Below are 15,925 nucleotides of genomic sequence, written 5' to 3'. Positions count from 1 at the left end.
TTTGCCAAATGTAAATTTTAGGTTAATAGTTTATTTGTCCAATTTGGGGACAGCTAACTGAAAGGAATAATCATGAACTTAAAACACACCGCACTAGCAACCTTGCTATGCAGCAGCACAGCATTTGCAGCTATTCCATACAAGAATGAGCAATACCAGTTCACTCAACCTAATGGTGAAGTGATAACACTAACACTCAATGGTAATAGCTATTACGCAGAGCAAAGAACGGCTGATGGTCGCCTCGTAGTTTTTGACAACGCATTAAAGGGAATGGCGTATGCTAAATTAAATGACGAGGAGAGCGAGTTAATTTCAACTGGTGTCTTAGCCAGCAATAAAAGTCAGTCGGCTATGCAAAATGCGCAGTGGCGAGTTAAGCAAGCAGGGCTAAACACTGAAGCCAAAAAACGCTTAGTTGAAGCACAACAGCAGCGCATGTTGGGCGAGCACGATGCACATACTCACTCAGTACAATCACGCATGCAAACCACACAGGTAGATGCGCAAATATCAGGGCAGGTGAAAGGTCTTACTATCATTATCGACTTTCCTGATGAGCGGGGCACCATTAGTAAGGCGCAAATTGAGCGCTTTTTAAATAACGACACTTATACAGAATTCGGCAATGCACAGTCGGTAAGAGGCTATTTCAAATCGGTGTCGGGTGGAAAACTTGATTACACCAATACAGTTACCCACTACTACACGGCGAAAAAAAACAAAGCCTACTATGCTGATTCAAGCTTAAGCTCAACGGTTCGTTCACAAGAGTTGATCAAAGAAGCGCTAGATTGGCTTGAGTATCAACAAGGTTTTGACTTTTCGATACTCACTACCAACAGCAGTAAACAAATTCGTGGCTTAAACATTTTCTATGCAGGTAATTCTGACAGCAGTTGGTCAAAAGGGTTATGGCCACACATGGCGCGCCTAAGTCCAAGGTTTTGTGCCGACGGCGTGTGTACCGACCGTTATCAAATTACCGACATGCGCAGTAGTTTATCAATCGGTACCTTTGTACATGAGTCTGGTCACTTAATCACGAATTGGCCCGATTTATACGATTACGACGGCAGTTCAGAAGGCTCGGTCGCCAGTTTTGGTGTAATGGGATATGGCGCAATAGGACAAACAAATCGTTTTAAACCCACCCCACCAGTCGCGCACTTTAGAGCAATCGCAGGGTGGGACACTGTCACTGAGCTAAACCCTGCGATCAATGCAAATGCACCAAAAGGCACATTGAGTCACACCTCAGGTTCTAATGCGTCATATAAATGGACAAACCCAAGTAACCGCAATGAAGCGTTTTATATTGAAGCCATTCATAAAAGCGGGCAGAACTCAGAGCAGCCAGATCAAGGCCTAGCAATTTGGCACGTTGACAGCTCGGGCAGTAACTCAAACGAATGGAAGCCCTATATTCAAATGGAACACGCAGATGGTAATCGCGATCCTGAATATAAGCGAAATCGCGGTGATAGTTCAGATTTATTTGACTATGCAGGTGAGTTTTCAAACACCTTGCCTAACACGCAAACTTCACGCGGCACCAATGCATTGTGGTGGAACGGCAGTGATTCGGGGTTAAATATTTCGAATATCAGCAGCCCAGCACAAACAATTAGCTTTACAGTTAACGACAAAATTATCGACCCACCTAAAGGCACCATTTACACAGGCAACTTAGCTGATAAACAACAAGCCATAGAGCCAAATGGCAGTTGGTTTCAGTATGGCGGTGGTTTAATAAACTTAAAGCTAACTGGGCCAAGCGCAGCTGATTTTGATTTGAAAATTGAGCGTTGGCAAGGTGGTCGTTGGCAACAAGTAGGCTTGTCTGAGTCGCCGACTTCAACAGAGTCTATCAATTATCAAGCATCTTCAGGTTATTATCGTTATGTTGTTTATTCGTATTCTGGTGCGGGTAATTATCGCTTAGAAGAAATTAGATAAGTTAGATTATTTAAAACGAACTAATACTGCTAAGCATTTTGCTTTATTGTATATCAAACATGTTTAGCAGTATTTACTCTCAGTTAGACTCGCATGCTTAAAAACTTAGTGAAGCGAATTTGAAAACCTGTTGAAAGTCGTACCGAGTGTAAAACGCCTTATTAGACACTTCATTATTAAATTGCGTTGCAAAATGCACAAATCGTACATTTGTAAAATTTTAAATTATTGAAATTATTAGATAACACCACTGGCTTGAGACTTGCGTGACATTGTTATATCAATAATCGGGAGCAATGTTATGCGTGCAATAATTTTAACGGTCGTACTAATATATTTGACAGCTTGTGGTGGTGGAGGCGGCGATGACAGTAGCTCAGTACCAGCTCAACAACAAGCTCAGCCAACAGACTCAACATCAAGTAGCGCTTCAGATAACACATCAACAGGTAGCGATTCGTCAAACGATAATGATGAGACTTCATCAGAAGATGACACAGCCGACACATCGCTGTCAGATTTAATAATTCCTGCAAATTTTGATTGGGCTACATCAGAAACCAAAGAAGTATCGGTTAACGTTGTGAGCTCAATCACTCAAATAGAAGCCGAAAGTTCAGATAACCAAACCATAATCGAGGGAGCTCCAATTGGTGGCAAGCACTTCATCAAAGTTGAAGCGTTAGATGAGAATGAAAATGTAGTTAGTACCCCATTAAAAAGTCTCACTTCTCAGGTGGGTAGTGTACGCACTGTGATGAAGTTATCCCCGAGTGTTACGCAAGTAAGGATCTCAGCAACAGCGAATGGTCAGAATTGCACAAAAAACATACCAGTCAATGAGTTAACAACGACTTTGAATATTGAATGCGACATTCCGGTTGCCTCTGATCTGGAGGATTCACAATGAAAAAGCACATATCAATTATCACAATGGCATTCGTAAGCTTGGCTGCCAACTCAGATCCGAGTTCACAAACAACAGTAGACAATGGCGATGGTACTTTTACTTATACCCAAAGAGTTGACGAAAGCAGTACTTCACCACATTACATAGCACCAAGTGGCTATGGTTTTGAACATTACTCTTGGTTTAATGAAGACTATGGCTGGCAGCACAACTTTGACGAGTGGAACACAAATAGATTACAAATTTTAAGTGCGACCATGCTCATTAGAGGCTGGGATGTAGATTCTGAGACCTTTCATGGAACAAGTGGCGAGTATGACGGTATTTCAGTCGATGGAGTTGATTTAAACCCAGGGCTTTTACAAGGCCGAAATGCTGAATGGTCAGAAACAACTTTTACAATCCCAACTTCAAATATTACAGATGATGGTTTGATTAATGTTTTTCTAGATATTGATATGAACCATACATCTAAAACTTGGGCAACAACCCTAGACTATAGCTTGCTCACCATTACTTATACTTTCACTGAAAACAATGCGCCAAACACGCCAGAGCTAGTTGGCTTACCAGCAGGTTGTGTTGATGGTACAACAGATCTCAGCGTAAATATTGGTAACTCTGCTAATGCAGATCCCGATGGCGATCCAGTTACTTATATATATAGGTGGTATGTTGATGTTGGCCAAGGCTACTTAATCGACGACGAGTTTGCTGGCAAAACCAACCATACAGGCAATACGGTTGCAGCTTCACAAGTACTGGATGATGAAATATGGCGTGTAGAAGTCATCGCGGTAGATGACAATGGCTTGAGCAGTGACCCGGTTGTTTATACTTGGAATAAAGTCAACGACTGTGATGGTGATGGCGTTGATGATGACAATGATGATTATCCAGAAGACTCCGAAAGAGCATTCAATAATGAGTCAACACCGGGTACTTTAATTTTCGAAGACAACTGGCCTGCTAAAGGCGACTTCGATTTAAATGATTTTGTTTTAACACATTCGTTTAATGTTATTACCAATGCAAGTAACGAAGTAAAAGAAGTCACCATGACAGCCGCAATACAAGGCAGAGGTGCAAGTAAAGCCAATAGTTTTGCCATTGCCATGGCAGGTACAACCGATGAAAATGTTGCACAAGCCAGCTTTAGCATAGCCGGAGTGAATAGCACTTTAACCCCAGAAGCTGGGCATTCAGAAGAGCTGGTACTTGTGATTGTTGATAATGCTAATCAACATGCACCAAGCACAGAAGGTTTTAGCTTTTTCAATACCGAGCAAGGTGACGATAGAGCCGAGATTCCCGTTACTATGCGCGTTGTATTTACCCAAGCTGTAAATAGAACAGCATTAGGCGCAGCACCATTTAATCCATTTATTTATAGTACCTTTGAACGAGGTAATGAGATCCACCTTCCAAACCATACCCATACAGCTTTAGCAGACACAGCTAAGTTTGGTACCGCTGATGATAACACTTCAATTGGTGGTGAAACTTACATGACAGCGTCTGGTTTACCATGGGCTGTAGACATTATCGAGAGTGGTTGGAAACACCCTTACGAACAAGTAGACATCACCATTGCGTATCCAACATTAAAAAATTGGGTTGAGTCTAATAAAAAGACCCATGGAAATTGGTATACCTTGCCGTCGAATGGCAAATGTTGGAAGTGTAACTAGCCAGTTTCCCTAGTTAAACTGAGAGTAATTGTGCCACCTTCGGGTGGCCTTTTTTTTGGCAATAATAGAGGTTTACGAATCAGTGCATTCGATTAAGTTTCAAACAAAAATTAAATCAAAAGCTTATTAATAGCAAACATGAATAACTTATTGATTCTTATCACTACTCATCTACAAAAATTTAAGCTAAATTAGCAATCAACTAAGTTGCAAAGAAACTTGGCGAGCAGCAGCTATATTAAAACTGCAAAGGCGTGAAACCCAACGTCACTTCTCTCACATTGGTAAAGAATAAACACATGACACAACAAACGCTCGACTACTACGCTCTGAACGCCAGCGCATTCGCCAACAGCACGCTCCATATTGATATGGGTGAGTTTTACAACGCCTTCTTACCGCATATCCCTTCAGCCGAAGGCTGCCCGAATGGCTTAAAACCGCATATTTTAGACGCAGGCTGCGGCTCGGGCCGAGACGCTCTGTATTTTAAAAAGCTTGGCTATAAAGTCACGGCATTTGATGCGGTTGCCGAACTGGCAGAAATTGCCAGCTTTCACCTAGAACAGCCCGTTTACGTAAAAACATTTCGCCAGATTAACGACCAAAACCAATACGACGGTATTTGGTGTTGCGCAAGCTTACTGCACGTCGCGCACAGCGAATTACCCGACCGTTTCACCAAACTCGCCAATGCCTTAAAACCAAGCGGAGTGTTATACGTAAGCTTTAAATACGGCGAAGGTGAGCGTGATATAAATGGCCGCCACTTCACCGACTTAACCGAAGAAAGCTTAAAAGCATTGATAGACGCAGAGCCACAGTTAGCGCTTGAAATAACATGGCAAAGTGAAGATCAAAGGCCAGAGCGAAAAGGCGAGATTTGGTTAAATGGTTTGATTAGAAAGAAATAAAAGCACCTATTCAGGTGCGAATAATGATTAATTCGCACCTAACTAAAACATCCTACATCGTTGTATAAGGAATATGCTAGGACGTGAAAGATATAAAACCAAACGAAAAACTACAGTTAGAATTTATTTCATTTATTCAGAGAATTTTATCTGAGGGCGACTTTGTTGCTACCTATAAGTATGCATTGTTAAATGCGATTGCCGATATATGTATAGAGAAGCTTTATGTTAGTGCTAATGAGAGCCTCAAAATTGAGCATAGTTTATTAGCTGAGAAGTTACTTCAATTATATTGGCATCATGCTATGCCGTTTTCGAATATTAAGTCGGGAGCAGACGCGCTCCTCAAACAAAATCCCGGAGCGCAATCTAAAGTCATTTCAGTGTTGTATGAATGCCAGCAAAATAATATTCGCAACTTAGTACAATTAAAAAGAAGCAGCCACTGGCTTGAAAGTTATCGAGCAGCTTTGAATACCCTTAAAACAGGCCCACTCTGGCGGCTTCAAATTCTCGCTAAACAAGAGGAATGTTTTCTTTACCCGCATAATAAAAAGTTAAACTATATCGAGCTAAAACCGGGCATAGCGGCTTGCTTTAGAAGGTTTTATGATTTGGTTGTTTACCTCTCTAAAAATGCATGGTTGCAAAAAATTCAGAGCATCAAATATAACCAAGCGTTAATTGGTCCTCAATCTAAGCTCGAGTCATTTTTGTTTGGAGAGGACAGGCAATCTTTAGCTAAAGTTAAGCCAGTACTAGTAGATTTACAAAAGAACCAATGCTTTTACTGTCAAAAGCCATTTAAGAATGATGTTGAGGTTGATCATTTTATTCCTTTTTCTCGCTACAGTAATGATTTAGCGCATAATTTCGTTGCTGCTCATCGTAGGTGTAACAATAATAAACGAGATTTTCTTGCTTCTTATGAACATAGAGATAACTGGATGGAAAGTAATCTAGTTAAACACAATCAAGTTATTGAATCTGAATTAAGTAGGTACTTTGATTGTAGTGCTGATCAAAGTATTGCAGTGAGTAATTGGGCCTATGAAGTAGCAAGAAGTAACCATGCAAAACTTTGGCATGGGTTAGATACATTTGTTGATTCCATACCTATTGCTCCTCTTTTGACGTTTAAAAAGAAACATGGTGAAAGAGAAGATGAGATTGAGGCTAATAAGAACGAAAAAATTGCTGAGCCAAAACCTCAACTGTTCTACTTCCCTAATTTAAAAATTGCCTGCGGACACTTCAAGACTGGTGATGAAAGTGATGCTGAGTACATGGATATACCCGATGGAATCGGTAAAGTAGATTCTAATAAGCATTTTTTTGCAAGAGCAAGCGGTAACTCAATGAATGGTGGAAAAAATCCAATCATTGATGGGGATTTGTTATTGTTAGAATTTATTTCTCCAGAAAGTGCAGGCTCCTTGCAGAATCAAACTGTCGCAATTGAGAGGCAAGACGAAACGGGTGATAGCCAATATTTATTAAGAGTTGTTAAAAAAGTGATAGATGATAATGGCAACTCTTGCTATCAGCTAATAGCTAAGAACTCGGATTATAGTGTACTTGAAGCCGATGAAAATATGAAAACGTTCGCCCGACTTAAAGCAAGAGTTTGAATTAAATATAGCTATTCAAACTGTTTGTCCCAAAGCTATTAACAAAGTCACTTTAATCAACTAAAGTGACTTTGCTTGTTTAATATGGATCGTTTTATGTCGTCTATTCAGTTTGGTTGTTGTGAGTTTAACCAAACCACTCAAATTTTAACGCTAGAAGGTAAGGTCGTTGAGCTAGATCCTCGCCAGCTCGCTTTGCTTGAATTCTTTATTGCTAACCCTGAGCGTATTGTTACGCGAGATGAGCTTCAACAAGCAATTTGGAAACAAGTTATTGTCAGTGACAATGCGATTAATAAGCTAGTAGCAAATCTTCGAAAGTCGTTAGATGATAACCCTAAGTCACCTTTATATATTCAAACTGTGCCTAAGCAAGGGTACCGGTTTGTTGCAAAAATTACAGAGCTTACAGTTAGGGTTGAAAATGACCATTTTGAGTCCCTTGAACAGCATGCTCCCTTTTCAAAGAGCGCACAAAAATCAACATGGCCGAAGATTGTAGCGTCTTTATGTTTGTGTTCGTTCGTTGTACTTATGAGCTATGTTGCCTACTCAGACAATCAACCTGAGCCTAAATATGGTCATACGCAAACGCTAACTCGTATGACTGGAGTCAAACAATCGCCAGTTGTGACTTTAGATCAAGAGTCTGTGCTTTTTATTAATTTCTCTGAAGGTGAAGGGCAGCTCTTTAAGGGACCAGCTGATTTAGGGAAAGACGCTGTTCAATCAATCATTACCCCATTCTCATCGATTACGTATCTACTTGGTTTTGATAAAAGTGGGCAGTTAGTTGTGAGAGCAAATAAAGCAGGTAAATGTGGTTGGTTCAAAGGGCTTGTTGAGTCAGGTGCTTTTGTGATCACTGAGCAAAGTCAACTTGAATGTCCACAGCGCATACTGCGAGATAACGAGTATGCTGCAAATACCGATAGTATTTATTTTATTAACCATAGCAGCCAAGGCTATGAAGCGAATAGCCTTTCATATGCGCACTTTGATGACGTTGCGTTTAAAACTGCTTCACTTAATTTAGCAAAAAAATGGACAGCGTCACGGTTCGAAATTTCAGGTGATGACGTTGTATTATTAGCACATACGGCGATTGGCCACAGTGGTGTTTTCAAATTGGCTTTATCAGATATTACTGTAAAAGAATCTGAGCTTAAGTTTGAAAATAAAAATAAAGCACGTTCACATATAAGTCCTGAGTTTACGTTGCCTTACCGCTCTAACAATGTTGCTTGGTCGCACGATAAACAAGGGGTAATTTTCACGAATGCGCCGCCAGCGACTCAGTTACTTTATCAAAGCTTAGAGACCGATGTTAAGCCTAAGCTAGTGGCCAGTTTTAGTGACTATATTTGCTGTAATATCGAACGGATCAACGTAAATGATGACTTTGTATTCACCACCGAAGCTGCTGACTATAACATTGAATGGCTCAGCAAGTCTGAAAACTCAGGTATTGATTTCGAAATAGACAACTCGAGTAGTTATGACTTTATCCCTGCATTTGCAAACACATCTGACGATTTATATTTTCTCTCGAAACGTTCGGGTAAAACACAAATTTATAAGCAATCAGCGCAAAGTAAAGCCGAGCAAGTGAGCGATTTTAATGCCTACTTAAGGTTTTATGGCTTGGCTCTGTCTCCAGATGATAAGTGGATAACGAGCTTTGAAAGCAAAGTTATTTGGTTATTGGCAGCTGATAAGAACCTGGCTGATAGAACGATTTCAGTGACGGGCAATATTTTAAGCTTAGACTGGTTAAGCAGTCAGCTTTTTTCAGTGTCAGTGAGAGAAAACGGACAGGTGCGCGTTGATATTTATAATACGCAAATGCAAAAGGTTCATACCTTGGTTGGCAGCGAGCGTTTTGAAATTGATCGTGTTATGTCGAAACGAAATGGTGGCAGAGATGTAATCATGATTGTGAACGAGCGTACACTTTTTGATTTACCCCTTTCATCAATATTTGACGCAAGTACTATAGATGGCTCGATTGATGAAGCGTCTGAGCTTGTGAGCTTAAATGACCCAATTCCTTTATTGGCTGCTGTGATCGACGAAAATCAATTTTTATACCCAAGTGAACAAAGAGGAAAGTGGATGGGGGTTGAGTTAACGATTGGCGCTGAACCTCATTTTCTTCCATTCGATATTGGTCGTGAGCTTACAGCCAAAGATGGCAGATTTGTTCACAGTAAATTAGTGCATTTAAGCAGTGAAGTGCATAGAACTATTGCGCAGTAACTTATTTGAATATCAAGCGTTACTTTGTACTGGTGGGTTTCTATATTTGTGAGTGACTATTAAAAGCTCAATAACAAAAGGGCTGTTTTAAGCCCTTTTGTTATTGCTATTCAGATCACCAGCGATGGATATAGTTTATTTTTAGACTCGTTTCATCATTGGTTTCGACCCTGTCAGACCAACCTTCACTGACGTCATATCCTTTTGCTATGCTGATTTGATAAAGCTCATCGGGTGCACTTTGATATCGTAAACGACTGAATAATGAAAACCGCTCACTTCTCGTGTTGTGCTGCAATAATGTGTTCCAAGACCAGTCGGCATTAATAGCGATATCTAAACGAATATGACTGCGGTGTACTGCATACTTATTGTTGTTCTGCTCATAGTAATAACTACCGCGACCTACATTTAAGTAAACATGACGATTTGGTTGATAGTATAAGTTCGCATAGTAATCGACTAGGTCGGCACTAAAATGCTCACCATAGTTAACGGTGAAAGTAGTGTAAAAAGGTCTTTGTGTGCCAGAGCTTGCAACGAATTGCCAGCTATCAAATTGATGCTCGCCTGCTTTATAGCTAATTGAATCTGAAAATGCCCAGTCTTGTACTAACTTTTCAGTTTTCCGATTGTAAGCAATTCTGAAACTGTCACTATTTTTGGTTTGAAAACTAAGTGGTTGAAATGTTATGCGTTCGCTTAATAGTTCACCCTCTAAATCATGAGTTGCAAAACGACCTGCTACAAACATGAAAAAGTTTAGGTGCTCTGATAATACGCCTTCGCTCGGTCTAACTCTGTAGTGAGTAACATGTTCGCTATACTCAATACCTTTACGGCTAACAAAGCCTAGAGATGGGTTGTAGTCTTCACCAATGTGTTGATAACGAGTACGCCAATAAAAGGTATCATTTGGTAATTCTAATTGCAGGCCATAAGATGCTGTGTCATCACCTGTTGCCATTTCATTATCTACATCGTTGTACCAAGTGTTGAATCGGATACTTTGATCGTCAAAAATTATATCGTTATAACTATAGTCAACACCTATGGTTGAGTCGTCATAACCTGTTGATGAGCCTTGTGTATAAATGCCGCCAAATGAATGATTTTTATTGATAAGTTGTTTGGCACGAGCAACACTTAATTGCGTGCTACTACTTTCTTCATTGTTTTGTGCACTATCTTGATTCACGCTTAAAAAACCAAGTTGCGTTTCGCTAACTTGGCCAGTTAGTTTTGTCCCCCAATTGATATCTAATACTTCACTTTGCGGACTTAAACCGATCCGGCGTGAATAAAATGGCATACCATTAGTTGAAAATGGCGCGAATTGACCGAACTGGAATAGTTGAGCATCTTGTAAGAAGAAATCTCTTTGTTCATTGAAATAGCTGCTAAAGCGGGTCATGTTTACGTCTTGGGCATCAATTTCTGTTCCGCTGAAATCAGTATTAAGCGTGAGTAACCCTGTTAGATTTGGGGTAAATTTATACCCAATATCCATGCTAGGCTCAAAGTTTGAATCTTCGCGTACCTTGTTTGCACTTAGACCTGTTCGAACTTCAATGCCTTTACCTTGCTTGAGCCCCCTAATGTTTTTGATTTCACCAACTTGGTTTGCGTTCCACGGGCTGTCTTGTGTGTTATTGAGGTTCCAATAATATTGCTGGTATGGTTTTGAGCTTTTATATCTTAATTGCAGGCCCCAGCTCGGTTTGGTTTCATCAAATGAAATAGACTGCATTGGGATGGCTATTTCAATATCCCAGCCTTTGCCAGTTTTCTTTGTTTTGGCATACCAGATGGTTTTCCACTCTTCTATGTAATTCGAGCCGTCTACTAGACCATCAATTTTTACCCCAGAAGGCGTGACATGGAAAAGGTAGGCATCAGACTTGTCGTAGTTTGTGTCTAGCACTAAACCAAAATAATCTTCATTCCAAGCATTGCTGCCTTGGGTTAGTAGCCTATTTGTAATGGTGTTATGCGGTTGAGTAATATGAGCTGCAACGTAAAAATACTCATCATCATATGCGACGAATGCTTTAATTGGATGGTCGGGCGCTTGACCAACTTCAGGGCGAAATTCGACAAAGTCATCAATAACTAGCGCATTTTTCCATTCTGATGATGTGATAATGCCGTCGATTTCTGGTGAGCTTGTTATTTTAGGAGGAGTGACGCTTCTATTCTGATAGTTTGAAATATCGCTTGCATAAATAAATGGTGAACTTACTAACCCTAAAATAGCAAAGTGTTTGGTGAAAGCTGATAGCTTAGATTTTGTTTGTTTGATATTGCCCATGGTTCGACTACTAAGTTGATTAAACACAGGAGTCATAGTGAAAGTATTCGTTTAGAAAGAAGTGATAAAGCTGAGAAAAAAGGTGACAAAAACGTGATTTATTTAATTTTTACAGAAGCTTAACTGACTTGGTATAGTTTTGGTAAGGTTTCAAAATACTTTTATAGATGGAATTCTAAGGCGTAACAACGTAAAGCTTTGGTTTATTTTGGCTGGAGTCTATATAGTTACTTTCATGACTTAAACGGCTAGCAAAATTATATGAGTGATAACAATAGGGTAGGAGTTCGTGTTTTTTCAATTGTTGCGATAATCATTATCGCGTTAGTTGTTCTTGTGCAACTTTTTATCACATCAGTCTCACATCAAGAAGAACAAACTGACATAACTGAAAGTTCAAAAGTACAGATAAATAATATTGAAGTTGAGCAATCGCTACAACCAAACTCATTAAAGCTACCTATTGATTCAAAAGAAAATAAGAAAGAAGTCATTCGAGTTGGGAAGAAGTTTGTAGAACAAGATCATTCTTTTACAGCACATGAGCCTCACCCATGGGAGTTGGTTGAAGTCTCTCCAGTCCAAGAAAGGCTTTGTAAAGATATGGAATTAAAACCTTTAACTTATGAAGAAAAATATGACCCTGACACTCAGCAAACAAATCGAGTCTATTCTGATTATTACGATTTAAATTTAGTGATATTGCATAATGGCAGGGAGTATTCTATTTCTTCGGTTTATAACGAAGGCACTGAAAAATGGATAAAAACTCAAATGCGGGGTTACCTTGACCGGGTCTATGAAACATATTCAAAATGGTTAGGTCCTGAAAAGCTTTTCAAAACAGATGTAAATATTAAATTGGCCCTTAATCACACTCAGTACTTTAATGCGCTTGCTAAACATGACGCTGAAGAGTCAGCAAAAGTACAAGGCGTCTACTTACCAAGGTTACATACTGGATTTGTAAAAATCCCTCATAATGACAAAAATCAAATACTGGGCACGCGTTTACTTCAGGTTTTGGTGCATGAGTCTGTTCATGCGATAAATTTTGTTCAATTTGGTTATATGCATCGCTGGGCGCAAGAAGGCTTAGCACAATATTTTACACATTATGTTGATCATAAAACGCCAGAGTTATTTGTAGATTATGAACAATGGGCACAGCGAAGTGGACATCTTGGCGAACCACTTAGTTTTAAAGATCTGATAGAACCAAGTGGGCATTGGTTAGAAAACCGTAGTGCTTTATATGCGTCTAGCTTTGCTTATGTTCAATATTTTAGTTCTTTAACTCAGACTGAAAATCATCTTATATCAGTGTTAAATACGGAGCTAAAACAACGTTGCTCGGTACTGAATAAAGAATGGAGTGCGTCACAGTTGGACCCAAATAACCAGCTATACACAAATATACAAAATTGGTTCGAATATACCGTTATCTATCATTTAGATCGTAAGGCTGAATATGCCAAAGTGAAACAAAGTACTTCAGCGACTCATTAAATTTAACTGAGATAAAAAAGCCTTACCAAAATGAATTGGTAAGGCTATAACTAAGTAGCTTATTTGCTCTAAGAGACAGTGTTGCAATACAACGTCAACTTAGTGGGTGAACGACAATGTTACCCGCTTTTATTCATCCAATCATAAAAGCTCTGTCAGTTTGTCTAATATTCAGTTACTAAGCAATTACAGCACCTTACAGCTGTTACATTTGTAAAAATTGCGATTATTAATGATTATTGCAAATAAATTATTGATATAAAAACTGAGAATTATTATCATTTTGCTTCTTGTGTTTTTTCCTTGGATTGTCATGCGCTTAGTTTTTGATACCCACAAAATAGAAGTAATGAATAGAACGTTACTTGCTGTGATTGGTGGCTCTGCTTTTTCGATTTTGTTGTGTTTATGCGTGTCGTTTTTACTCCCAATTGAGAAAATGCATGCAGTTGCATGGTCGACCATGCTGGTTTTTATTGTTTTTCCAGCTGTAGTTATGTGGTCTTTCGGGGTGAATAATCTTAAAAAAGCCGCGAGTTTTCTTTCTATCTTAATTCTCTTTTTAGGCGCTATTTGTTGGTTGCTTTTAAATTTCGGTGAAGTTTTATGAAAAGCGCATTTAGACAATCAATGGCCTGGTTGCATACTTGGGTTGGACTGTTATTAAGCTGGGTGCTGTTTTTTATCTTTTTGACTGGCACCGTAGGCTATTTTGATGATGAACTAGACGACTGGATGACGCCTCAAACACCTACATTTTATGCAACTGTTGATGATTCGTTGCCAGTACTTGAACAGTTTTTAGCGACTAAGGGGGCTGATTTAAAAAACTATTCAGTCAGTTTTCCTGTTGACAGAACGCAGCCGTTCTTAACGATTTCTTACCGTGATGCAGATAATAAGCGCCAACGCATAAAGTTAAACCCTTATACTGGTGAGGAGTTAAACCCACGTGCGACGGCTGGTGGGCAAACTCTGTATAGAATGCATTATCGACTTAGATATATACCCACAAAAATTGCTTATTATATTGTCGGTGTTGCGACTATGTTTATGTTTTTGGCTTTGATCACAGGCGTTGTGATCCACAAGAAAATCTTCAAAGAGTTTTTCACTTTCAGACGTGGTAAAAAGCCAACAGCATGGTTAGATGGACATAATTTGATGAGTGTTATGTCGTTACCTTTTCATTTCATGATCACTTTTACGGGCTTTTTGTTACTTCTTTATACTCTAATGCCACTCATAATGAACGCGCATTATGGCGAGGGTAAAGAAGGCAGAGATGCGTTTTTTAAAGAGTATTTCAGTCGTACAAGTGTTAAAGCGTCTGGTATTAGTGAACCCTCCTTAGAGTTAAGAATATTATTAGAGCGAGCAGAACAAAAGATGGCTGGCAAGCCTCTAGCATGGCTTTCTGTGTCGAATTTAGGCGATAAAAATGCCATTTTCGAAGCTGGTAGTGTTCACAAAAACTTAAGTGACAGCAGAGATAAATGGGTATTTGATGCAAACACTGGTGAACTAATCAAAGCGCAAATAGGTCATGAGTCTTCAAAGTCGTTTTATTACGTACTTCGTTCTTTACATGAAGGCCTGTTTGCGTCAACGCCCCTAAGGTGGTTGTACTTTTTAACAGGGTTATTGGGTACAGGCATGATTGCATCTGGCATGGTGCTTTGGACCGTGAAAAGAAGAACTAAAGCGATAAAAAGTGGTGGTGGTAGTTTGGGTTATCGCTTTACGGAAGGCCTAAATTTAGCTTGTTTGCTAGGCTTGCCAGCCGGTATCGCTATATATTTGATAGCTAATAGGGTACTGCCAACCGAGTTATCTGAACGTACGTTGTGGGAAGTTAACTCTCTATTTATTACTTTCTCTGCGTTTGTTTTAGTTGCAGTTGCAAAGGCTATTGCCAAAAAAGCGGATAGCGCTTGGGTAGGCTTAACTTTCTTGACGGGTTTTTTGTACGTCTTAGTGCCAATAGTGAATGCTATTACTACGGAGCACAATTTACTGTTTAGTGTACTAAATCAAAATTGGGTATTTGTTGGGGTAGATGCAGTTTGTATTACTGTTGCAATGGCATGTTTTGTCTTAGGTAACTATCTAAATAAAATATTCAATGTAAAAGTTAACCAACAAGAACACTCAGCAGGCCCTGATTTTAAAAGGGGTCATGCATCATGATTATACTTTTCTCGATGTTAATTATGTTTCATACGTTGCTTTTCTTATTGCTTGCAATGCCGAAGTACAATAAGCAAATCTCAAATTTTCCTAAAAGAAACAATAAACTAGAATCTAGTTTTAGGTATACAGGTTACGCATTGCTAGCTATGTGTATTGCCCTATTAATTTTTGATAATGGAGTCGGGGTTGGTATCGCTTGGGTGTGCGCTTTACTCACATTTTTAGGTAGTCTCGTGAGTGTGATGTTTGCATTTAACCCGACAAATACTGCGGCTAGTTTAATATGGTTACCAAAAAAGATTTTTGGTGCGATTTCATCTAGCTCGGCATATTTCTACTTAGTAGGTTATGGGTTGTTAGTAACAAGTTTTACTCTGTTCTTTTAATACTTATCCAAAGATTTAACTAACGTTATTGATAATTTTTTACTGGGTACACTATGAAATTATTAATAATGCAGTCAATTTAACATAATTTGTGTTTTGGGGTTTTCTAGTGTTTATGTTTTCCTGAGTGATTGCTGAATAAGCTACATGATTCATTTACAT

General features: G+C 39.2%; 11 protein-coding genes. 10 read left to right on the top strand and 1 reads right to left on the bottom strand.

The window, feature by feature from the left end:
* The first annotated feature begins 72 nt into the window (after nt 1–72).
* The 6 genes from ACXAC4_RS24740 (at nt 73) to ACXAC4_RS24715 (ending at nt 9,364) form a co-directional block, all read left to right on the top strand.
* Nucleotides 73–1,959, top strand: coding sequence for a M6 family metalloprotease domain-containing protein (locus ACXAC4_RS24740; RefSeq protein ID WP_475166948.1), 1,887 nt, complete (start codon nt 73–75; stop codon nt 1,957–1,959).
* A gap of 301 nt (nt 1,960–2,260) precedes the next feature.
* Nucleotides 2,261–2,869 carry a hypothetical protein gene (locus tag ACXAC4_RS24735; protein ID WP_475166944.1) on the top strand — a complete coding sequence of 203 codons (609 nt, stop codon included), beginning with the start codon at nt 2,261–2,263 and terminating at the stop codon, nt 2,867–2,869.
* Entirely contained in the window at nt 2,866–4,560 is a 1,695-nt protein-coding gene (locus ACXAC4_RS24730) for an LruC domain-containing protein (RefSeq protein ID WP_475166941.1), read from the top strand. The genes ACXAC4_RS24735 and ACXAC4_RS24730 overlap by 4 nt, the downstream gene beginning before the upstream one ends.
* A 299-nt stretch (nt 4,561–4,859) precedes the next feature.
* Complete coding sequence (locus tag ACXAC4_RS24725) at nt 4,860–5,474, top strand: class I SAM-dependent methyltransferase (protein ID WP_475166939.1); 615 nt, start codon at nt 4,860–4,862, stop codon at nt 5,472–5,474.
* Between the two features lie 83 nt (nt 5,475–5,557).
* The gene (locus ACXAC4_RS24720; RefSeq protein WP_475166937.1) at nt 5,558–7,105 is read left to right on the top strand and encodes a S24 family peptidase; all 1,548 of its coding nucleotides are present in this window, start codon (nt 5,558–5,560) and stop codon (nt 7,103–7,105) included.
* A 96-nt stretch (nt 7,106–7,201) separates the two neighbouring features.
* On the top strand, nt 7,202–9,364 hold the full coding sequence (locus ACXAC4_RS24715; RefSeq protein ID WP_475166933.1) for a winged helix-turn-helix domain-containing protein: 2,163 nt from the start codon (nt 7,202–7,204) through the stop codon (nt 9,362–9,364).
* Between the two features lie 115 nt (nt 9,365–9,479).
* Here ACXAC4_RS24715 and ACXAC4_RS24710 read toward each other — a convergent pair whose 3' ends face one another.
* A complete protein-coding gene (locus tag ACXAC4_RS24710; RefSeq protein ID WP_475166928.1) occupies nt 9,480–11,675 on the bottom strand; it encodes a carbohydrate binding family 9 domain-containing protein in 2,196 nt (731 codons plus the stop codon).
* Between the two features lie 261 nt (nt 11,676–11,936).
* Between ACXAC4_RS24710 and ACXAC4_RS24705 the strand changes: the two genes are divergently transcribed.
* The 4 genes from ACXAC4_RS24705 to ACXAC4_RS24690 all read left to right on the top strand — a co-directional run bounded on the left by ACXAC4_RS24705 (nt 11,937) and on the right by ACXAC4_RS24690 (nt 15,763).
* Nucleotides 11,937–13,184: a hypothetical protein gene (locus ACXAC4_RS24705; protein WP_475166923.1), complete on the top strand. Its 1,248-nt coding sequence runs from the start codon at nt 11,937–11,939 to the stop codon at nt 13,182–13,184.
* Between the two features lie 313 nt (nt 13,185–13,497).
* The gene (locus ACXAC4_RS24700; RefSeq protein ID WP_349287656.1) at nt 13,498–13,794 is read left to right on the top strand and encodes a hypothetical protein; all 297 of its coding nucleotides are present in this window, start codon (nt 13,498–13,500) and stop codon (nt 13,792–13,794) included.
* A complete protein-coding gene (locus ACXAC4_RS24695; RefSeq protein ID WP_475166919.1) occupies nt 13,791–15,374 on the top strand; it encodes a PepSY-associated TM helix domain-containing protein in 1,584 nt (527 codons plus the stop codon). The genes ACXAC4_RS24700 and ACXAC4_RS24695 overlap by 4 nt, the downstream gene beginning before the upstream one ends.
* On the top strand, nt 15,371–15,763 hold the full coding sequence (locus ACXAC4_RS24690; RefSeq protein ID WP_475166915.1) for a DUF3325 family protein: 393 nt from the start codon (nt 15,371–15,373) through the stop codon (nt 15,761–15,763). Before ACXAC4_RS24695 ends, ACXAC4_RS24690 begins: the two co-directional genes overlap by 4 nt.
* Nucleotides 15,764–15,925: the final 162 nt, after the last annotated feature.

It is taken from the genome of Pseudoalteromonas sp. AWM4_233 (genome assembly GCF_056158285.1).
The sequence above is the reverse complement of the archived record's forward strand: the minus strand, read 5'-3'. Positions and strand labels throughout refer to the sequence as shown.